Raw genomic sequence first — 21,412 nt, forward strand, 5'->3', positions numbered from 1 at the left:
CGAGGAGAGGGTGAGGAGTTGTGGCAAAAGGAACGGTAACTTACGATTTCAGCGGAAAAACCGCCGTCGTAACCGGAGGGGCGATGGGGATCGGCGAAGCGGCGGTCCGCAGGTTTGCCGAGGCCGGGGCTTCGGTGGCGATCGCCGACATAGATGCAGACAAAGGGAAACAGTTGGAGGAGCAGCTTCGGTCGCAAGGCTGCCGGGTCCGCTTCCTGAAGACCGACGTCGGCTCGGAAAGCGACGTTAAGCAGCTGATGGACGAGGCGGTCGGGTGGACCGGTCGAATCGACGCGGTCTATAACAACGCGGGCGTAGCGATCCCGGGAGACGTCGCGACGATGAGCGAGGAGGATTGGCAGCGGGTTCTTAACATTAACCTGGGCGGCGTTTTTCGGGGCTGCAAGTTCAGCCTGCCCCATATGGAGAAGCAAGGCAGCGGCGCGATCGTGAACTGCAGCTCGACGCAGGCCATTCATGGATTTCACGGCTGGGCGGGCTATGCGGCGACCAAGGGCGGCATTCTCGCCATGACCCGCCAGATCGCGATCGATTACGCCTCCAAGGGCATTCGCGTGAATGCCGTTTCGCCGGGGACGATTATGACGCCGATGAACGAGAAAATTTTCGAAGAGGTGGAGGACCCGCAAGCCCTGATCGACACCTGGAACCGGGCGCATCCGGTCGGGCGGTTCGGGCAGCCGTCCGAAGTGGCGGACCTGGTCATGTATTTGTGCAGCGACGCGGCCGCATTTATTACCGGGCAGACGTTCGTTATCGACGGGGGACAAACGATTCGCGGAGAATAGCGGGGGAGAGACGCGGAATCGAAAAGGGAGGCTGGAACGAATGGAACAACCGGAAAGACCGGAAAAATCGGAACAATCGCGACAATCGGAACGACTGGAACAACCGAAACTATCAGAACAACCGGAACAACCGCAACAATCGGAACGCCAGGAAACGAAGGAAATGCCCGCCTATACGTATTTGGAGCTGGAACGCGCGCACCGCGTGTTAAAGGTGACGATCCGGCGCGAGGAAAAGCTGAACGCGATGAACGATGCGATGATGGCAGAGATAACGGCGTGCTTCCGGTGGCTTCATGAGCAAATGGACGTCCATGCCGTCGTCCTGACCGGCACCGGCAAGGCGTTCATGGCGGGTGCGGATATCGGCGGTTACCACGATTTCGATATGGGGCAGTTTTTTGCTTTTCAGGATAGAGGGCGCGAAATGTACCGGGTGATCGAAGCTTGCGGCAAGCCGGTCATCGCGGCGGTGAACGGTTACGCGCTGGGCGGGGGTTTCGAGCTGGCAATGGCCTGCGACCTCGTGATCGCCTCCGAGAAGGCCAAGTTCGGGCTTCCCGAAGTGAAGCTCGGCCTGGTGCCGGGCGGAGGCGGCGTTCAGAAGCTCGCGCGCGTCGCAGGCCCATATATGGCCAAGGAGCTCTTGATGACGGGGCGGTTCGTCCATGCGGCGGAAGGGCGGGCGCTGCGCTTTGTCAATCAGGTAACGGAGCACGACAAGCTGCTGGAATCGGCGATGCAGCAGGCGGCGCAGCTTGCGGAGCAGGCGCCGCTGGCGGTTCAGGCGCTCAAGAAGCTCGTGAACGAGGGACGGGACGCCAGCCTGGAATCCGCTCAGGCGTACGACCGCTCTTATCTCGCGAACCTCTTCTGCAGCGATGATGCCAAAGAAGGCATAGCGGCGTTCGCCGAGAAGCGACAGCCGCGTTTTCAGGGGAAATAAACCGGCGCGGGGAGCAGCCCTGCTGGAAGCACGAACAACTGGAGGAGAGACCATGATGGAAAAAGCGTTAGAGGGGATCAAGGTACTGGATTTCACCCATCTGCTGCAAGGCCCTTTCGCCACGCAAATGCTGGGCGACCTGGGAGCGGACGTGATCAAGGTGGAGCGCAAGGGCAGCGGCGACAGCTATCGGGCATGGTCGTTCCTGAACTACTGGGTCGGGGGAAGCGAATCGCCCTGCTATCTGGCTTTTAACCGCAACAAGCGGTCGCTGGCGCTCGACCTGAAGACGCCGGAGGCGAAGGAAATTATTTATAAGCTGGCGGAGGAATGCGACATCGTGGTCGAGAATTTCCGTCCGGGCGTGATGGCGAAGCTGGGCTTCGGCTACGACGACTTGAAGGCAATCAACCCGCGCATCATTTATTGCTCCAGCACCGGCTACGGACAGGACGGACCTTATGCAGAGCGTCCGGGGCAGGATCTGATGATCCAATCCCTGAGCGGCTTGACCGTTCTGACCGGACGCAAGGATGCGCCGCCGACGCCGCTGGGCACCGGCATTGCCGATCAGCTTGGCGCGTACAACATCGTATACGGGCTGTTATCCGCGCTCTATTACCGGGAGAAAACCGGCAAAGGACAGAAGCTGGAAGTGAATTTGTACCAGTGTCTGCTTACGCACCAGCTGCAGGAATTCGCGGTCACGCTGAATTCGGGCAAGCTGTTCGAGCGGCCGGAATCGGGCATCGCGCACCCGGGACAGTCGGCTCCGTTCGGCATCTATCAGACCGCCGACGGCTATATGTGCATTTCGGTCAATCCGATTCCGGTGCTGGCCGAGGTGCTGGGCGACGAAGGGCTGAACGAATTCAACGATCCGCGAACGTTATACGACAAGCGGGACGAGGTGTTCTACCGGATTCAGGCCAGCGTGATCAAGCAAACGACAGGTTATTGGATGGAGAAAATGCTGGAGCGGGACATGTGGGTATCCGAAGTGAAAAATCACCTTGAAGTGGAGCGGGACCCGCAGGCGGTTCATCTCCAGGCGTTCGCTTCGTACGAGCACCCGACGGCCGGAGCCGTCCGCACGGTGAACGTTCCGGTCAGGTTCAGCGAGACGCCCGGAGAGATTCTGCGCCATCCGCCGCTGATCGGCGAGCACAACGGCGAGATTCTTCGCGAGCTCGGCTACGCGCCGGAGAGAATCGAATCTTTGGGAGACAAAGGCGTCATTTAAGGTGAGAGGGGAACACAATATGACGACACTTCGCGGCATAACGTGGGATCACGCGCGCGGCTACGAGCCGGTCCGGGCGGCGTCGGAGGAGTTCAGGCGGCTTCGCCCCGATATCCGGATCGAATGGGAGAAGCGTTCGCTCAAGGATTTCGGCGATTCTCCGGTCGACGTGCTGGCGCGCGAATACGATCTGCTCATGATCGATCATCCTCATGTCGGAATCAGCTCCGCTCAAGGCGCGCTGGCGCCGCTCGACCTTTATCTTCCGGCGGACTTTCTGGCCGACCAGGCGGCGCATGCCATAGGGCCCAGTTACCGCAGCTACGAGTGGAACGGCCATCAGTGGGCGCTGGCCGTGGACGCGGCGGCGCAGGTAGCGTCGTACCGGCCCGATCTCATCGGCCAAGAGGAGCTGCCCCGTTCCTGGGCGGAGGTCGAGGCGCTGGCGCGATCGCTGCCTCCGGGACGCCGAGTCGGCTGGCCGCTCTGCCCGACGGACGCGATGTGCAGCTTCCTTACGCTGTGCGCCGGGGAGGGAGGGGACGCATTCTTCAGCGAGACGGACGGCATACCGCGCCGGACAGGGGAAGCCGCTCTTGAGCGGATGCTTCGTCTGCTGCCGCTGCTGCACGAATCGTCGCTTGCTTCGAACCCGATCCAGATGTACGACCGGATGGCGAAGGAGGACGACATCGTCTACGTTCCGCTGGCGTTCGGCTATTCGAATTACGCCAGAAGCGGGTTTGCCGGGAAGCTGCTGCGTTTTGCCGACATCCCGGGCGAGGACGGCCGTCCGAGGGGGGCGCTGCTGGGCGGTGTCGGCATCGCGGTGTCCGCTTCGTCCTCCGACATTCCGTCGGCCGTCGAATTTGTTCGGTTTCTGGCCGGCGGCGAGCTGCAGCGCACCTTGTACGCCAGGCACGAAGGGCAGCCGGGACACGGGAGCGCCTGGCGGGATGCCGAGGTCAATCGGTATACGCACGGCTTCTTCGCGGACACGTATGCGACGCTGGCCGCCAGTTATTTGCGCCCGCGCCATGCCGCGTTCCCGGCTTTCCAGGAGCGGGCCGGGGCGCTGCTGCACGAAGCGCTCGTTCGGTTCCGGCAAGGGAAGGGAGCGGACCGATCGCAGCTTATCGCAGATATGAATCGGTTATACGCGACGGTGCGCAAGGAAACGCTCGTGTAGACCCAACATCCGAAAGCCCGCTCGGTCGAAGTCGACATCCGAAAGCCTTCCCCAAAGCGGGCGGAGGATCGCCAGGGGAGCCCAAGCACGGCTCGTCCGGCGATCCTCCGCCTTATTCCGCATAAAACAGAGAACGATACTTCTGCGGGTGCATGCCCGTGTATTTTTTGAACACGGTGCTGAAGTAGGCGGCATTGTCGTAACCGATCATTTCCGCGACCTCCAGCACCTTCAGATCCTGCGCCCGCAGCAGCTCCTTGGCCGCCTCCATGCGGATTTTCGTCACATATTCCGTAATCGTTTCCCCGGTCTCCTGCTTGAAAATCAGGCTGATATAGTTGGGCGACAAATAAACCTCTTCCGACAGCCGCGATACCGTTATGTTTTCCATGTACTTCTTGGAAATAATGTCCTTTATCTTTTTGATCGTGCCGCTGTTTTTCTGATTGTTCTTCTGCCAGAAAAACGCGGTGATGGCGTCGAACAGCTTCTGCATCGTCTCGACCAACTCCGCGGCGTCGTGATGCGCGTAAAGATCGCCGATCAGCGAGGGGAAATCCGGAAGGACGGCCTCGATGCTCTCGCCCACTTCGTGAAAAGCCCGCGAAGCCATGTTGATCTGCTCGACGCCGACGCTCTGCACGTATCCGATCGGGCTGCTGCGGTCCTTGCAGACCGCCTCGAAGATCGAACGGATTTTGTGGGCGACCTCCTCGCGCCGGCCGAGCTTCATGAAGTAAATGAGCTTGTTCTGATCCTCGTAAATTCTCGCCAAATCCACGTTGACCCTGCCTTCGTTAAAGTCGCTGCCGTGCAGAATCGAGCTTTTCCCGGTGAAAAATTTGTATCCGATCGCCGATTCGGCTTCGTAATAGGAGCGGTGCAGATCGCCCAGACGTTGGACGGGATTGCCGATTCCGGCCGACAGCGACAGCTTCAAATAGGCCGACACGCTGTCGATGATCTCCTGGACGACGTTTAAGTAAAATCCGGCTTCACGGCCCGATTGATCGAACAGGACGACAAACCGGTTCTCGTTCAGGCAGAACGCGATGCCCGCTTCGCTGCGGCCGACGATTTCCTCCATGATGTTGTTGACGGAGAAGCGGATCAGCTGCTTGTTCTCCTCGCTGTACCGCTCGACGGCCTGCTCGTAATCGTCGATCTGGAACAAGGCGGCGCGCATGGAGGAAACCCGCTGCAGCGGAAGTCCGAAGAAGACGAGCTTGTCCGCCAGCTCCCGCTCGTCGCGATACATGCCCATCGTCAGATTGGCCAGAAACTGCTCGCGCAGCGCCGGCATATTTTCCGTCAACTGCTGCCGCAGCTGATGCGTGTAGGCCTCGCGCGAACGCTCCGCCCGAATGGAATCGGCGACTTTGCGGACGGTATCCTGCAGCTCGTTCACTTTAATCGGCTTGAGGATGTAGCCGTCGACGTTCAGATTCACCGCCGTCTTGGCGTAATTGAAATCCTGCGCGCCGCTGATAATGATGATCCGAACCGAGGCGTCCAGCTCCCGGAGCCGGTTGGCCGCTTCCAGGCCATCCAGCACCGGCATGCGAATATCCGTGATCAGAATATCCGGCCTCAGCGATTGGCACAGCTCCAGCGTCTCCGGGCCGTCCGAGGCGACGGCGACGACGGCGATGCCCATCTCCTCCCACGGAACGACGTCTCTCAGCCCTTCCCGTACGTTGTATTCATCGTCGGCGATAATCATTTTAAGCATGCTGATCCAGTCCCTCCAGCGTTGTTCGACATGGGAATTTGACGATAACGGCGATGCCTTCCCCTTCGTTGCTCCTGAACTGAAGGCCGGAGCCTTCGCCGAACACCTGTCTGATCCGCTGATTGACGTTGTTCAAGCCGAAGGAATGGCCGCCGTCGGACTGCAGCATGGCGTTCAGCTCGTCGGCGTTCGCGCCGGGGCCGTTGTCGATAATTTCGATGTGAATCCAGTCGTTGACCACGCGGGCTTTCACGGCGATGACGCCGACTCCGCGCTTCTTCTCGATGCCGTGGACAAGCGAATTTTCCACCAGCGGCTGCAGGGTCAGCTTCACGGCATAATGGCCGTAAATCTCGGGCTCGACCTCGATCGAATACGTCAGCCGTTCCTTGAACCGGATCTGCTGAATCGAGAGATAGCTCTCGACCTGCCGCAGCTCGTCTTCGATCGGGATGATGTCGCGGCCCTTGCTCAAGCTGTAGCGGAAAAAGTCGGACAGCGAGGTGACCATATGGCTGATCTCCGGCACCTTGTGCCGCAGCGCGATCCAGTTGATCGAGTCGAGCGTATTGTACAGAAAATGGGGATTGATCTGCGCCTGGAGCGCCTTCAGCTCGGCCACCTTTTTGCGCACCTCGGAGACGTACAGCTCGTCGATCAGCTCCTTGATTTTCTGGAGCATGCTGTTGTATTGACTGAACAAATAGGTGAATTCGTCCTTGCGCTTGTATTGGATTTGAATATCGAAGTTGCCCGACTTCGCGTAAGACATCATCTTGATAAATTTGCGGATCGGATTCGTAATATTGCCGGACAGCAGCAGCGCGATCAGGAAAGCGAGCGCCATGCATACGGCCAGCACCAGGTACATGACCTTCCTGAGCGACACGAGCTTCCCGTTCAGATCGTTAAGCGGAGAGACGGACAATACCGTCCAGCCAAGCGAGTCGATGCTCCGGTAAGTCATTAACGCGGCTTCGCCCTGCAGGGTCGTTTCCTCGGAGCCGGCGAGCCCGAGACGGCGCGACGAGAGCAGGGAAACGTAAGGCTCGGCGTCGAAGCCGGCGGCGTTAAGCGCCGGCTTGTCGGTGCTGACGATGACGTTGGCCTGCTTGTCCAGGATAACGATCGTGCTGTTGACAGACGGTTTCATCTGGGTAAGAATGTTAGTGAATTCGTGAATGTCCGACTCGACGGTAAGCAGGCCGACATAGGGAATGGCGGCGTTGCGGAGGCCGAACAGCCGCTTGGCCAGCATCAGCATATAATCGCCGTCGCCCTCGGTCGTTCCACGATCGAGGGCGATAATGGAATACCGTTCCTTCGGCGGGAGATCGAAGTACCAGGCCTCCCGTTCGATGTCGCCGATCGTGGAGACGTAGCGCGAGAAATTGTACTGAACGTATTCGGGCCTGTCCAGCATATAGAGGCGGGGCGTAAATTGCCGCGTCAAGTCGGTCGGCAAGTCGTAGCTGCCCATGATTTTGTTCAAATTGGCCAATTCGTTGACGATGCCGACCTGGTCCAGCGGCCGGTCCGCCGACAGCAGCTCGATCATATCCGGATTCAGATAGATCGAATTTGCAATCGCTTCCATTTCCTCGATTCGTTTCAGCAGAATCATCTCCGCCGTCGCCAGGTTTTTCTGCAGCGTGGTCGTAATATTTTCCTTGATCGTCCGATTGGACTCGTTGTAGATCGTCACCGAAATAATGGAGGTCGGCAGAATCACGAGAAACAGAAAGTAGAGCAGGAGACGATATTTCAAGCTTATGTTGTAAAACAGCAAATAGGGGGCCAGCTTCTGCAGCATCGGCCATCCTCCTTCCGTCGTCTCGTCTCGATTCGACAACCGGACTTGATCACATTATAAGGGAAGCGATGTCGATATGAAAACGATCGTTTTGTTGAAAGCGTGCAGATGGCTTGCGGTGGCGGCGCTGGCCGCGCAATTGGCGGGCTGCGTGCAGCGGGGTCCGGAGACGGAATCCGAAGGAACCGCCGCGGCTCGGGAACCGGACGTCGCGTTAACGCTGGCGGTGCGGGAGGACGTCGACGCGGACGCCCTGAACGGCTTGATCGGGCGGTTCGAAGCGGAGCATCCCGGGGTGCGCGTGGAGCGGATTCAGCTGCCGCGCGACCGCTACGACGAAATGCTCCATATGCTGATGACCTCCGGCGAAGGGCCCGACCTGTTCCAGGCTTCGACCGAGTGGCTGGCCACCTATCTCTACAAAAACTGGCTGCTCGATTTATCCGATATTGCCGACGAGCGGACGCTGTCGGCCTATCCGCGCTGGGCCGTCGACTATACGAAGGATTACAGCCGCTTCTATGCGCTGCCTTCGGAGATGCTGACGCTGCGGCTCATTTACAACAAGGAGCTGTTCGAGCGGGCGGGACTGGACCCGGAGCGGCCGCCGGAAACGTTGGAGCAGCTCAAGCGGTACGCGGTGCAAATTTCCGAAGCGGGGACAGGCTATCGGATATACGGCTTTGCGCTGCCCGCGGGCGAGGACGATCCGTTCCGCCAGGCGCTGGAGATGGGCGGCACGTACAGCGGGGTTTATTATTACGATTTTGCCGCAGGGCAATACGACTTCACGGGTTATACCCCTTGGTTCGAGACGATGTTGGAATTGAAAAAGGACGGCGGCATGTTCCCCGGCGAAACCTCGCTGACGATGGATACGGCGTTGACGCAGTTCGCCGAGGGCAACATCGGGATGATGTACGTGACAAGCCGCGATTATGCGCTGCTCAGCCGCATGGCGCACGGCAATGCGACAGGGGTGGCGATGCCGCCGTTGTTCGACGAGGCGGATCAAGGCGCCGGCGCGTTGATGGTCGCGCTGCAATCCCCGTTTGCGATTCACAGGTATACGGAGCATAAGGAGGAGGCTGCGGCGCTGTGGAACGAGCTGCATTCCGACGCCTATTTGGGCGGACTGTTCAGCCAGGGGAAGACGATTCCGGTCAGCGGCGCGATAGCGGAAGATCCGGCGTACCGGGATGGACTGGATTCGATCGGCGCCTTCCTGCCGCGGGCCGGAGAGGAATCCCCGTATCCGAAGGAGCCGAAGTTTATTTTGGAGAATCGGACCCAGAGCGGGCTTAAAAATCCCGACGACCGTCTGCGGACCAAAGCGTACAAGGACATTTTGCTCGGCGTGCTGCCGACGGAGGACGTCTTGCGGACGCTGACGGAGCAGTATAACCAATCGCTTGAAAACGCCGTCTACCGGAGTCTGGTCAATATGGAGCATTATATCGATCCGGACTTCGATCCCCGTCATCCGGTGAAGGATACGAAATAAAACGCCCCTCGCACGGGGTGCAGAAGTTATGGCGGGAGAACGGATAGAATTTTGAAAGTTTCCGTAGATTATTGTATTCAGCCCCCGGCGCATCAATTTTATAATGAACCTGCAAACCAAACACGAGGACACGGGGGGAGATTTCACATGCAAGTGAAGAAGACGATGAAGCTGCTTATGCTCGCGATGTGCGCATTACTTATTATTGCCGGTTGTTCGAGCAAGGACAACAGCGGCAGCCAAGGCGCCGCCAGCAGCGCCGCCTCGGAGACGCCGGCCGGCTCGCAAGCGGCCGAGACGGAGGAAGCGCCAGTTCTGGACCCGGTGGAGCTGAGCATCTATTATCCGGGCAACGAACAGAAGGACGTGGCGCTTGTCGAAGAGCGGCTGAACGAGCTGCTGAAGGATAAGATCAACGCCACCGTGAAAATTCATGCCACCGGCTGGGGAGATTGGGCGCAAAAAATCAATCTGATGGTGTCCGGCGGAGAACCGTTCGATCTGATGTTCACCGCGGGCTGGGATAATTTCAGCGGCAACGTGGCGAAAGGCGCGTTCCGCGAGTTAAACGGCCTGCTTGACGAATATGCCGTCGAATTGAAAAATTCCCTCGACCCGATCTACTTGTCGGCGGCGTCGGTAGGGGACAAAATATACGGCGTTCCGGTGCAGAAGGAGCTTGCGCAGCAATTCGGGCTCGTGCTCAACAAAGCGCTGGTCGAGAAATACGGCTTTGATCTAAGCACGGTACACACGATCAAGGATATCGAGCCGATGCTGCAGACGATCAAGGAGAACGAGCCGGACATCGTTCCGCTGTGGGCGAACCGCAACCTGAACGGATTGCTTCCGTTCGAGCCGGTCGGCAACGGTCAAATTCCGGGCGCCATCTATAAGAACGGCGATACGAAGATCGTAAACCAGTTCGAAGCGCCAGAGACGATCGAGCTGCTCGATTTGCTGAGAGACTGGAAGGGCAAAGGCTACTTCCAGGACGATCCGGCAACGCTGGTAGACGCGACTCCTTATACGAAGTCGGGCCGGGTGTTCGCCCAGCACCAGCAGCTGAAGCCGGGCAAAGACGTGGAATTCAGCCTGCAGCAGGGGCAGGAATACGTTCAGGTCGAGCTGACGGGAACCTATACGAGCAACGGCGACGTGAACGGCGCCTTGACCGCGATCTCGCGCACGTCCAAAAATCCGGAACGGGCCATGATGCTGATCAATCTGCTGTACACGGACGCCGAAGTTCTGAATACGCTCGTGTTCGGCGTGGAAGGCGTGCATTACGAGAAGACGGGCGACACGATCAAGCAGCCGGAAGGCTTGGCCGAAAGCGGCTATACGCCGGGCATCAACTGGATGTTCGGCAACCAGTTCCTCAACTATCTGTGGGATAACGAAGATCCGCAGAAGTGGGAGAAGTTCAAGCAGTTCAACGAATCGGCCACGCCTTCGCCGCTGCTCGGGTTCAGCTACGACGCGGAGCCGGTGAAGAACGAGGAAGCCGCGATCATCAACATTTACGAGCAGTATATCGACGCTCTGTTCACCGGGGTTGCCGATCCTGCCGTGAAATTGCCGGAGTTTATCGACAAGATGAAGAAGGCCGGCCTGGACAAAGTCATTGCCGAGAAGCAAAAGCAAGTCGACGCGTTCTTGGGCAACTAGGATAAGCCGTCGGAAGGAAGAGCGGGGACCGGGTTCCATGGACAACGTGGATCTCGGTCCTTTTATAAAAAAGGAGAGAAACGCTATGCCCCTCACAAAGCGTTTGACGCACGCGGCCCGCAGAGTGATCAAATACCGCGCTTTGTTCCTGATGCTGCTGCCGGCGGCGGCCGTGCTGATTTTCAACAACTATGTTCCGATGTTCGGCGTTATCGTGGCGTTCAAGAGCTACAATTTTGACGGCGGCATTCTGGGGAGCCCCTGGACCGGGCTGGAAAATTTCAAATATATGTTTCAGACGGAGGAAGCCTGGGTCGCCACGCGCAATACGGTGCTTTACAATGCGGTGTTTATTTTCCTGAACACGGTCGTGGCCATCTTCCTGGCGATCGCCTTGAACGAGCTGCGCAACCGGCGAATGGCGAAGGTGTTTCAGAGCAGCCTGCTGTTTCCGTATTTCCTCTCCTTCGTCGTCGTGAGCTATCTGGTTTACGCTTTTCTTGGCGGCGGCACGGGGTTTATCAACAAAACGATTCTGGAGCCGCTCGGGCTGTCGTCCATATCCTGGTACAGCGAGGCGAAGCATTGGATTTATATTTTGCCCCTGGTTAATCTCTGGAAAGGCGTAGGGTATACGATGGTCGTGTATCTGGCCTCGATCGTCGCCATCGACCAGGAATATTACGAGGCGGCGGTCATCGACGGCGCGTCGAAATGGAAGCAAATTATGAAAATTACGGTTCCGCTGATGATGCCGGTGATTATCGTGATGATCATTTTGCAGGTCGGACGGATTTTCAATGCGGATTTCGGCTTGTTCTACCAGGTTCCGCTGAACAGCGGACCGCTGTATCCGACGACGAATGTCATCGATACGTTCGTCTACCGCTCGTTCCTGCTTAACGGCAATGTCGGAATGTCGGCGGCGGCCGGCTTCTATCAAGCGCTCGTAGGCTTGGTTATCGTCTTCCTGGCCAACTTTACCGTGCGCAGAATAAGCAAAGAGAATGCTCTCTTCTAGGGGTGTGAGACAGTTATGAGAAATCAGATATCGGGCGTCTCGAACGTGCTGCTCAACGTCATGTTCTGGGCGCTGGCCGTCGCCTGCCTGTTCCCGGTTCTGCTGGTCGTCTCCGTCTCGCTGACGGACGAGCTGGCCATTATCCGGCACGGCTACAACATTATTCCGCCGAAATTTTCGCTGTACGCCTACGAGTTTCTTTTTAAGGATTCCGATAAAATCTTTCGCGGTTACGGCATCTCCATCCTGGTCACGCTGGCGGGGACGGCGATCAGCTTAATTCTGACGTCCCTGTTCGCTTATCCGATCTCGCGGAAGGATATGCCGTATCGCAATTCGCTCTCTTTCTTCGTCTTTTTTACGATGCTGTTTCACGGCGGACTGGTTCCCTGGTACCTCACCTACGCCGCGGCGGGGCTGAAGAATACGCTGTGGGCGCTGATCATCCCGCTGCTCATCGCGCCGTTCAACATTATTATCATGCGCATCTTTTTCTCGAACACGATTCCCGATTCGCTGATCGAATCGGCGAAGATCGACGGAGCGAGCGAGCTTCGCATTTATGCCCGCATCGTACTGCCGCTGTCCCTGCCGGTGATGGCGACGATCGGGCTGTTCCAGACGCTGAACTATTGGAACGATTGGTACAACAGTATGGTGTTTATTAGCGACAATCGGCTGGTCAGCCTGCAGTATCTGATGTACAAGGTTATTACGCAAGTGCAGTATTTAACGTCCGGCATGGTGAATTCCGGCGTCGCGGGCCAGGAGCTGGCCAAAATTCCGACCGAAACGGTCCGCATGGCGATGGCGATCGTCGGGATCGGACCGATCGTATTCGTATATCCGTTCGTTCAGAAGTATTTCGTGAAAGGACTGACGATCGGAGCGGTCAAAGGATAATTTTCGGGGATAAAGAATCGAGGAGTGAACGACTTCATGAACGACCTGCTGGAGCTCTACTCATTTAATTTGCGAAAAAGCGTGGCGCCGTCCAACCATATCGGCGCGACCAGTCTATACAGCGTTGCCGCTCCCCTGGACGGCACCGTTATGGGGGTTAAAGGCTGTTATTCCCCGCCCTATGCGGCGGGCGAGCTGGCTCTGCACATGCGGCTCGAGGCCGACGGACTTCCGATCGAGGATACCGGCAACCGCGGCAAGGAGGACTGCGGACTGCTGTTCGCGGACGCCGTCTGGCGCCCGGACCGGATCGTCCGCCGCGGCACGTATCACTGGCTGAAGGAGAGCGGGCTCTATTCGTTCAAGGTGGTCAGCGAGCTTGTGCCGCTTACCGGCGCGGGGGGTTTCGTCCTGACCGTGCGGGTAACGAACCGGAGCGGGCGGCGCATGCCGATCCGATTGATGCCGAGCTTGCAGCCGGGTCGGATGGCTCTTGTTCCGCTTGGCGATTGGAACTTCAGCCCGCCGACCGGCGGCGAGCCGGCCCGTGCGCTGGACGATACGGGTACGCGGTGGGAAACCGACGCGGTGCGTCTGACGCTGCTGCGGGAGGGGGAAGCGCAGGAGGTGGAAGCCGGGCAGGAAGCGGCGTTCCGAGTCGCCGTCGTGCTGGGCGCTGCCGGTCAAGAGCCGACTTTGCCGGATCGGCTGGCCGACTGGGAAGAGCGGACCTCTTCTGCCTGGACGAGGCGCATCCGGCATGCGGAGGCGTCGCTGCCCCGTCTGGAGACGGACATTCCCGGGCTTGAGGATTATTATCGGCGTTCGGTGGTCAGCGGATTGATCTGCCTGTGGGAGCATCCGGAGTTCAAAATCCAGCCGCTGCCGTCCGTATCCGGCATCGACGGCGGCGGCATCAACAGCTATCCCTGGGACGCGGCGGGTTATGTCGGCCAGATGCTCGCGCTGCTGCTCGGCCCGGACCAGTCGCTGGCGTATTTGCGCTTTATGGTCGAAGGGGGCATCGATCGGCATATCAGCTTTGCGCCGGACGGATCGGGTCACGAGCCTTTCGCTTATTCCTATAGCTTGTGGTCGTTTTTCCATTTCGCGTGGTCGCTTTTTGTCCAGCATGGCGTTGTCGAGGATTTGTATCCCGTATTGAGCAAGGTGCTGGCGGTCGACGAAGAACGGCTGGAGCATCGCGGCGAACTGCTGGATTACGGAAAACAGCATCACTTGCTGGAAATGCGCAGCAGCGGATTCGAGCATGCGGTGGCCAGTCCGAACGCGGAGAGAGCCTGGTGCTACGATCGGCTGGCCGACCTGGCGGAGCATCTCGGTTTAAATGAAGCGAGCCGGTGGAGGGAGAAGGCGGCCCGCATCCGGAAGGCGATCGCGGAGGAGCTATGGGACGAGGAGGCGGGATGGTTCCGCAGCCTGTACCCGGACGGGCACAAGGAAGTGATCTACTCGATCCAGGCGTACGACGCTCTGCGAATGGGCGCGTGCACGCCGGAGATGGAGGCGGCGCTGCTGTCGCATCTGCGCGACGGCGCGTTCCTCGGCTCGTGCGGGGTGTCGAGCATCTCCGCGGAGGACGAGCTGCATTACGAGCTGAACGACCCGGACTGGTCGGGGAGCGGGAGCTTTGCCGGCGAGGGCGCGATTTTGGCGCAGACGCTGTGGGGGGCCGGACATTCCGGGCTGGCCTGGGACGTGTACAGACGCCATTTCTGGATGGGGGCCCATCTGCCGTATTTCCCGCAGGAGCATTACTGCGACCGGCCGATGGCTCCCGCTCACAAGCGGGCCAACAACATCGCTGGCATGTCCGGCGCACAGGCCGTCGTCTTCGGGATGGCCGGCATTCAGCCGCAGCTGGACGGCAGCCTGCACGTATTCCCGCAGCCGCCGGAGGAGGGGAACGTCTCGCTGCTCGGGTACCTCTTCCGCGGACGGCGGATCGACGTTCATATGCGGCCCGGATTTTGCAGCGTCAGCTGCGACGGCCGGACGATCTACGAGGGCGCGCCCGATCTCGTGACGATTGACGGCGGCTCGGCGACTTAAGACGCTGTGGGCCTCCGATCGGATAGCGGGCAGCGGGTCGTTAACGGACCGGGGGCCGGACGTCGGGATACGCCGGATTAGCGGTCTGCTGGACCGTTAGCGGGCCGAATATCGGAGAAACGCCGGATTAGCGGTCTGCTGGACCGTTAACGGGCCGAATATCGGAGGAACGCCGGGTTAGCGGTCTGCTGGACCGTTAACGGGCCGAATATCGGGGGAACGTCGGATTAGCGGTCTGCTGGACCGTTAACGGGCCGAATATCGGAGGAACGTCGGATTAGCGGTCTGTTGGACCGCTAACGGGCCGAATATCGGAGGAAACGTCGGATTAGCGGTCTCCTGGACCGTTAACGGGCCGAATATCGGAGGAACGCCGGATTAGCGGTCTGCTGGACCGCTAACGGGCCGGACATCGGCGAAAGCTCCGGAGTAACAGTCCGTTAGAGGTGGTCGGCTGAGCGAATGGGTTTGCGAATCGGTCGGCAATAGAATAAAATGCGGTGCCTGCTCCGAATTGGGGGCGAGGCGCCGCATTTTTCATGCGAATTATTTGGCGTTTCTACTATAGACCAGCGGGTTCAGCGGGCTGGCGGCAAGGTCGCCGGGCTTGCAGCCGGGCAGCCAGTTCCGCAGGTCGCTTTCTCTGGCTTTGCTGTCGGGCTCCGCGACGCGGCTGCCGTCGGCGACGTAGATGACCGTCATCACCTTGCGCATGCTGTCGGTCGGATTGCCGGGCGCGCAGTGCATCGTCCAGCCGGCATGGAACGTGGCGTCGCCGGCGGCCATTGCGCCGTAGCTTACCGTCGGAAATTGCTTGGCTTCGATGTATTGGCCCAACGTTTTATGAGACTCGTCGGAAATCCCTTGCTTGCTGACATAACCGAGCTTGTGAGTGCCGGACGCGAACGTCATCGTGCCGACATCTTGGGGAATCGGGACCAGCGGCATCCACATTGTAATCGTGTTGTCCGTATCGAGCGGCCAGTAAATCTGATCCTGATGCCACGGCGTATGGCCGCCGCCCGGCTCTTTGAACAGCGCCTGATCGTGATAGATGCGCACGCCGTCTACGCCCATCAAGTCGGCGGCGATTTTGGCGAAGCGCCGGGCCAGCGTGAACCGTCTGCAGTCTTCGCTTTTCTCCCACAGATTGCCGATCTGGATGAAGGCTTTACCGTAAGTGTCGCGTTCCGATACCGGCTTGTCGTGGTAATTCAGCTTTAAGACCCAGTCCGTGATGACGGGCTCGTATTCGGCGATTTCTTCCTGGGTGGCAACGTTCTTTAAGTAAATGTGCCCGTCCTCCCGATAGCCTGCAAGCTGCTGTTCCGTAAGGAGATATTCCGAGTTCAGTTCGGACGATGCTTCGACTGGTTTGGTCATTGTCATGCCTCCATCTGTAATTTTGTTCTGATTGTATCGCAGGCAAGGGGGAATTGCTTTGTATAACCCTTCGATTTTTTTGTCAAAAACAACTGAATGCCGGACGCCAATGACTGGTATAATTCAGCTGTAGCCATTCGTTCGCTCAAGGGGGACTTATGCGTAACTTTGCCGATTTTACTGCAAGGAATCCCGTTGTTCCTTATATCCGCGAATGCGATTTTGCCGTTCGTTCACCGTGGTCCGTAGCGGAAAGGCGGCTTCTCGACTATTTGTTGATTTACATCCAGAATGGAAGCTGCCGCTTCCGGGTGGACGGCAAAGCCTATTCGTTCGAGCAGGGAGAGTTTTGTCTGATTCAACCAGGCAGCCTGGTCGTTCTGGAGGGGCTCGGCAATACGGTTACCCCGTTCGCGCATTTTGACTTATTCTACAACCCCGAACGGGAGTCGAGCTTCCCGACGAGGGCGGGCCAGACCGTTCTGGACGCCTACTTCCATCTGCTTCAGCCCCGGCTTGATGAGCTGCTGGAGACGGAGATGCCATGCCGCCTTCGTCTTCGTTATCCGTCGAAGTTTCGCGATACCTTTTTACAAGTTGTCGAGCACTGGCAGTACCACGACCCCGTCATGCAGCTGCGCGCGCAGGCCGGGATGACGGAGTTGGCGATTATGCTTCTGGAGGATTACGAGGCGGACCGATCGTCGCCGGGCGTCTTGCAGCAGGCGCTTAACTGGATTGCCTCTTACTTCTCCTTGCATCTCGACCAGGAGATTCGCATCGAAGATATGGCCAGGAAGGCCAATCTGTCTCCCTCCAGGTTCAACGCGGTGTTCAAAGCGCAGTACGGCGTTACGCCGCACCAGTATTTGCTGGACATGCGCGTCAGCCACGCCTGCGAACTGCTGCGCAATACCGAGCTGTCCCAGGAACAGATCGCCGCCTATTGCGGCTTTGCGGACGTTCATCATTTCTCCAAAAGCTTCCGCGTCAAAATAGGCTTGCCGCCAGGCCGATATCGGAGCGAGCAGAGGGGGGCTCAGTAGCCGTCGGCCGCCCGGAGATGGATTGACGCGTTAAAGCGGACGATTTTATAATGAAGCTATGTCGATCCCGATCGTAAATACCAAATTATATATTCCCCCACATCGGCCGCAGGCGGTTCGGCGCCCCCGGTTGATCGAGAGATTAAACGGAGGGCAGCAGCGGCATCGCAAGCTGACGCTGATATCGGCCGCCGCCGGGTTTGGCAAGACAACGCTGGCCGCCCAATGGCTTGGCGAATGCTCCAGACCGGCGGCCTGGCTGTCGCTGGACGAGGGGGATAACGATCCGGCGCGTTTTCTCGCTTATTTCGTCGCGGCCTTAAGGACGGTCGCTCCGAATGCGGGGGAAGGCGCGCTTGGCGTGCTGCTAGCTCCCCAACTGCCTCCGATCGAAGCGATCATGACGCCGCTGATCAATGAACTGGCGGAGATCGAACCTCCCTTTATTCTCATCCTTGACGATTACCACGTGATTGAAAACGAGCTGATCGACAGGGCGATGATATTCCTGCTGGAGCGGCTGCCTTCCCGAATGCATCTTGTGATCGTTGCCCGAAAAGATCCGGGCTTTTCTCTGGCCAAGCTGCGCGCCCGAGATCAGTTAACGGAGCTTCGCGCGGCGGATTTGCGGTTTACGGCTGCCGAGGCCGGCGGTTTCTTGCATCGGACAATGGGACTGGAGCTGTCGCCGGACAACGCGGCCGCGCTCGAAGCCCGCACCGAAGGCTGGGCTGCCGGGCTTCAGTTGGCCGCGATCTCGATGCGGGACCGGCAGGACGTCGACGGCTTCGTCCGGACCTTTAACGGGACCCATCCTTACGTCGTCGACTATTTAATAGAAGAAGTTTTGCGACGGCAGCCGGACTCCGTGAAGAGCTTCCTGCTGCAAACCTCCGTATTGGAGCGCATGTGCGGCCCGCTGTGCGACGCCGTTCTGGACGTGAAGGGGGACGAGCCGGATGGGCAAACGATGCTGCAGGAGCTGGAGCGGGCCAATTTGTTTATCGTGCCGCTCGACGACGAGCGGCGGTGGTATCGCTATCATCATCTGTTCGCGGATTTGCTGCGCCGAAGGCAGCAAGGCCCGGATGCGGCGGAGCTGCGCGTGCGCGCCAGCGTCTGGCACGAGAACAACGGCGACGAGCTGGAAGCTTTCCGCTATGCCGCGGCAGCCGGAGACATCGATCGTGCCGCCCGTCTGATCGAAGGCAGCGGGATGCCCTTGCTGTTCCGGGGCGCGGCGATGCCGGTGCTGGAATGGCTGAACTCGCTGCCGAAGCGGGAGCTGAACACCCGGCCTTCGCTGCTGGTCCTGCATGCGTCGGCGCTGCTGTTTGTCGGCCGGATGGCCGACGTCGAGCCGCGGCTGCAAGCCGCCGAAGCCGCTATAGCGGGGGCGACTCCGGACGAGCGCGGCCGCGATCTGATCGGGCATATCGCCTCGATTCGGGCCACGCTGGCCGTTGCCCGGCATCAGGCGGACGAAATCGCGAAGCAATCTCGCCGCGCTCTGGCATATCTGCATCCCGACAATCTGCCGGTCCGAACCGCCACGACCTGGGCGCTGGGCTACGCCTGCCATCTGCGCGGAGAACGCGCCGCTGCCGGCCGGGCCTATGCCGAGGCTTTGGCCGTCAGCGACAGAATCGGCCATTATATTGTGGGCGTCATGTCGGCGATCGGCCTCGGCAACATACAGGAGACGGACAATCGGCTGGAGCTGGCGGAGACCTCGTATCGGGATGTGCTGCGGCGGGTCGGAGACGCTCCGCTTCCCGCCGTCTGCGAGGCCCATCTGGGGCTTGCCCGCATCGGCTATGAACGGAACGACCTGGAGGCCGCCCGACAGCATGGGCAGGAGAGTGCCCGGTTCGCGCCGCTGCTCGAGAGCACCGACAGGGCGCTGGCTTGCGAGTTGTTTCTCGCTCGTTTGAGGCGGGCCGAGGGGGATCGGGGAGGCGCTGCGGCGGCAGCGGCGAGGGCGGAGCTGCTTGCGCGGCAGCACGGCTTCGCGCATCGTCTGCCCGAGATAGCTGCGGTCCAAGCCGAGCTGCTGCTAAGCGAAGGAGACGCGGAGGCCGCGGCCGAGCGGGTTCGCCCGTACGAGCTGCCGCTCAGCCAAGCGCGTATCTGCCTGGCTCAAGGCGAATGGTCCGCCGCATTGGACCTGTTGGAGACGCTGGGCGAACGGGCCAAGGAAGAGAACCGGGAGGACGAACGGCTGCGGGCGACGATTCTCGAGGCGCTTGCCCGGCAAGCTGCGGGGGACGGGAAGCAAGCCTTGAATCGGCTGCGAGACGCGCTGGCGCTGGCCGAGCCGGGCGGCTTCGTGCGGATTTTCGTCGATGAAGGCGAGCCGATGAGGCGTTTGCTGATCGAGGCGCACAGCCGGGGGATCAAACGGGGCTATATCGCCAAGCTGCTGGGCGCGTTCCGGTCCGCTCTCCCCGCGGCTCAGGCTTTGATCGAACCGCTGAGCGAACGGGAGCTGGAAGTGCTGCGGCTGGTGGAGCAAGGCTTTTCGAATCAGGAGATCGGGGAGAGGCTGTTCCTGGCGCTTAGCAGTGTGAAGGGGCATAACCGCAATATTTTCGACAAGCTGCACGTTCGAAGACGCACCGAAGCGGTCGCCCGCGCGCGGGAGCTGGGGCTTTTATAATCGGAACGATACTAAAGTAGCTGCAAGAGAGCGCTGTTCCGCTGGTATACTACGAACGACAGCCATTCGTCGTTAACGGATGCCAGGAGGTGCTGAAGATGAAAGCCGTCGTATGTACGAGGTACGGCTCGCCGGACGTTCTTGAGCTGCAAGAGACGGAGAAGCCCGTTCCCAAAAGCAACGAGGTCAGAATCCGGGTTCGCGCGACCAGCGTAGGACCGTCGGACTGCGCGTTTCGCAAAAGCGATCCCGTCCTGATCCGCTTCATGTACGGCTTCAGGAAGCCGAAATATCCGATTCTCGGCACCGAGCTGGCGGGAGAGGTGGAGGCGGTCGGAGCCGACGTGTCCGGGTTCAAGACCGGAGACCATGTCTTCGGCTTAAGCGCCAAAACGTTCGGCGCCTATGCCGAATACAAATGCCTGCCGGAGGCGGCTCCGCTTGCCGTGAAACCTGCGGCGTTCACCTACGAGGAGGCGGTCGCCGTCTGCGATGGCGGGCTTACCGCGCTGACCTTTCTGAGAGACAAGGCCAAGGTTGGGCGAGGGCAGAAGGTGCTCATTAACGGGGCGTCAGGGGCGGTCGGCATCTATGCGGTGCAACTGGCCAAGCATTACGGGGCCGAGGTTACGGGAGTCTGCAGCGCCGGCAACGCCGAGCTGGTCAGAGCCATGGGAGCAGATCGGGTCGTGGATTACGGCAAAGAGGATTTCGCCGCAAGCGGTCACACGTACGACGTTATTTTCGACGCAGTCGGCAAGCGATCTTACAGGCAATGCAAACGCGCGTTGACGGCCAAAGGGATTTATCTGACCACCGTTCCGTCGTTGTCCATTCTATATCATATGCTGAGCACGGCCGCGTTCGGCGGACGCAAGGCGATGTTTGCTGCCGCGGGGCTTATGCAGAACAAGGACAATCTGGCCTACATTCGGCAGCTCTGCGAAGCCGGGGCGCTCCGGCCGGTCATCGACCGGCGCTATCCGATGGAGCAGATCGCGGAAGCTCACCGTTACGTAGATACGGGGCGCAAGAAGGGCAACGTCGTTATCGCCATCGAGCCTTAAACGATCGGCCTCGCATTTTCTGCCGGAAATGCGGGGCTTTCCTATGGGATGCCGGTCCGAAGTGCTATAATGGAGGCAAACCCAACACGCGCAGAACGAAAAGGAGTCATCGCATTGAATAAACGCTCCAACGCTCCCGTCATGTTTCTTGTCATCGGATTGCTGGGCCTGGGATTCTCCATCGCCTTTCCGCTGCTATGGCTGAAAATCGTCTTCTCCATCGTCGGATTCGCGGGCATTATTCTCGGTATCGTCGGCATTGCACGCATGAAATAAGCCGGAAAACCGGGACGGGGCGGCCTTCAAAAAAAGTGCTTGACCCGATATGGGGATACGTGGTAGGATATTAAATG

16 protein-coding genes are annotated in these 21,412 nt (G+C 59.4%); 13 read left to right on the forward strand and 3 right to left on the reverse strand.

All coding sequences use genetic code 11. The features are described from left to right. The first annotated feature begins 20 nt into the window (after nucleotides 1-20). The 4 genes from ACFFT4_RS12265 (at nucleotide 21) to ACFFT4_RS12280 (ending at nucleotide 4,187) form a co-directional block, all read left to right on the forward strand. Nucleotides 21-809: an SDR family NAD(P)-dependent oxidoreductase gene (locus ACFFT4_RS12265; RefSeq protein WP_378047995.1), complete on the forward strand. Its 789-nt coding sequence runs from the start codon at nucleotides 21-23 to the stop codon at nucleotides 807-809. A 163-nt stretch (nucleotides 810-972) separates the two neighbouring features. After that, the gene (locus ACFFT4_RS12270; protein WP_378047997.1) at nucleotides 973-1,755 is read left to right on the forward strand and encodes an enoyl-CoA hydratase/isomerase family protein; all 783 of its coding nucleotides are present in this window, start codon (nucleotides 973-975) and stop codon (nucleotides 1,753-1,755) included. Between the two features lie 55 nt (nucleotides 1,756-1,810). After that, on the forward strand, nucleotides 1,811-2,998 hold the full coding sequence (locus ACFFT4_RS12275; protein WP_378047999.1) for a CaiB/BaiF CoA transferase family protein: 1,188 nt from the start codon (nucleotides 1,811-1,813) through the stop codon (nucleotides 2,996-2,998). A 19-nt stretch (nucleotides 2,999-3,017) separates the two neighbouring features. Beyond that, a complete protein-coding gene (locus ACFFT4_RS12280; RefSeq protein ID WP_378048001.1) occupies nucleotides 3,018-4,187 on the forward strand; it encodes an ABC transporter substrate-binding protein in 1,170 nt (389 codons plus the stop codon). A gap of 112 nt (nucleotides 4,188-4,299) precedes the next feature. Here ACFFT4_RS12280 and ACFFT4_RS12285 read toward each other — a convergent pair whose 3' ends face one another. Beyond that, the gene (locus ACFFT4_RS12285; RefSeq protein ID WP_378048003.1) at nucleotides 4,300-5,919 is read right to left on the reverse strand and encodes a response regulator; all 1,620 of its coding nucleotides are present in this window, start codon (nucleotides 5,917-5,919) and stop codon (nucleotides 4,300-4,302) included. Further along, the gene (locus ACFFT4_RS12290; protein WP_378048005.1) at nucleotides 5,912-7,732 is read right to left on the reverse strand and encodes a cache domain-containing sensor histidine kinase; all 1,821 of its coding nucleotides are present in this window, start codon (nucleotides 7,730-7,732) and stop codon (nucleotides 5,912-5,914) included. Before ACFFT4_RS12290 ends, ACFFT4_RS12285 begins: the two co-directional genes overlap by 8 nt. Before the next feature lie 76 nt (nucleotides 7,733-7,808). On the opposite strand from ACFFT4_RS12290, the gene ACFFT4_RS12295 reads away from it, so the two are divergent. The 5 genes from ACFFT4_RS12295 (at nucleotide 7,809) to ACFFT4_RS12315 (ending at nucleotide 14,904) form a co-directional block, all read left to right on the forward strand. Then, nucleotides 7,809-9,236 carry an ABC transporter substrate-binding protein gene (locus ACFFT4_RS12295; RefSeq protein ID WP_378048006.1) on the forward strand — a complete coding sequence of 476 codons (1,428 nt, stop codon included), beginning with the start codon at nucleotides 7,809-7,811 and terminating at the stop codon, nucleotides 9,234-9,236. 147 nt (nucleotides 9,237-9,383) lie between these two features. After that, complete coding sequence (locus tag ACFFT4_RS12300; protein ID WP_378048008.1) at nucleotides 9,384-10,907, forward strand: ABC transporter substrate-binding protein; 1,524 nt, start codon at nucleotides 9,384-9,386, stop codon at nucleotides 10,905-10,907. Between the two features lie 85 nt (nucleotides 10,908-10,992). After that, a complete protein-coding gene (locus ACFFT4_RS12305) occupies nucleotides 10,993-11,928 on the forward strand; it encodes an ABC transporter permease (RefSeq protein WP_378048009.1) in 936 nt (311 codons plus the stop codon). Nucleotides 11,929-11,943: 15 nt separating this feature from the next. Then, on the forward strand, nucleotides 11,944-12,831 hold the full coding sequence (locus ACFFT4_RS12310) for a carbohydrate ABC transporter permease (protein ID WP_378048011.1): 888 nt from the start codon (nucleotides 11,944-11,946) through the stop codon (nucleotides 12,829-12,831). Nucleotides 12,832-12,867: 36 nt separating this feature from the next. Continuing rightward, complete coding sequence (locus ACFFT4_RS12315; protein WP_378048013.1) at nucleotides 12,868-14,904, forward strand: MGH1-like glycoside hydrolase domain-containing protein; 2,037 nt, start codon at nucleotides 12,868-12,870, stop codon at nucleotides 14,902-14,904. A 546-nt stretch (nucleotides 14,905-15,450) separates the two neighbouring features. Here the strand turns inward: ACFFT4_RS12315 and ACFFT4_RS12320 are convergent. Further along, a complete protein-coding gene (locus ACFFT4_RS12320) occupies nucleotides 15,451-16,287 on the reverse strand; it encodes a phytanoyl-CoA dioxygenase family protein (RefSeq protein WP_378048015.1) in 837 nt (278 codons plus the stop codon). Between the two features lie 158 nt (nucleotides 16,288-16,445). Here ACFFT4_RS12320 and ACFFT4_RS12325 point away from each other — a divergent pair, with 158 nt between their 5' ends. The 4 genes from ACFFT4_RS12325 to ACFFT4_RS12340 all read left to right on the forward strand — a co-directional run bounded on the left by ACFFT4_RS12325 (nucleotide 16,446) and on the right by ACFFT4_RS12340 (nucleotide 21,335). Beyond that, nucleotides 16,446-17,333 carry a helix-turn-helix domain-containing protein gene (locus ACFFT4_RS12325; RefSeq protein WP_378048017.1) on the forward strand — a complete coding sequence of 296 codons (888 nt, stop codon included), beginning with the start codon at nucleotides 16,446-16,448 and terminating at the stop codon, nucleotides 17,331-17,333. A gap of 130 nt (nucleotides 17,334-17,463) precedes the next feature. After that, complete coding sequence (locus ACFFT4_RS12330) at nucleotides 17,464-19,992, forward strand: winged helix-turn-helix domain-containing protein (RefSeq protein ID WP_378048019.1); 2,529 nt, start codon at nucleotides 17,464-17,466, stop codon at nucleotides 19,990-19,992. A 98-nt stretch (nucleotides 19,993-20,090) separates the two neighbouring features. Then, nucleotides 20,091-21,059 carry an NAD(P)-dependent alcohol dehydrogenase gene (locus ACFFT4_RS12335; protein WP_378048021.1) on the forward strand — a complete coding sequence of 323 codons (969 nt, stop codon included), beginning with the start codon at nucleotides 20,091-20,093 and terminating at the stop codon, nucleotides 21,057-21,059. Between the two features lie 114 nt (nucleotides 21,060-21,173). Then, nucleotides 21,174-21,335 (forward strand): hypothetical protein, encoded by a 162-nt coding sequence (locus ACFFT4_RS12340; RefSeq protein ID WP_378048023.1) that lies wholly within the window; start codon nucleotides 21,174-21,176, stop codon nucleotides 21,333-21,335. The last annotated feature ends 77 nt before the right edge of the window (nucleotides 21,336-21,412 follow it).

It is taken from the genome of Cohnella cellulosilytica (genome assembly GCF_042431195.1).
Classification (GTDB): domain Bacteria; phylum Bacillota; class Bacilli; order Paenibacillales; family Paenibacillaceae; genus Cohnella; species Cohnella cellulosilytica.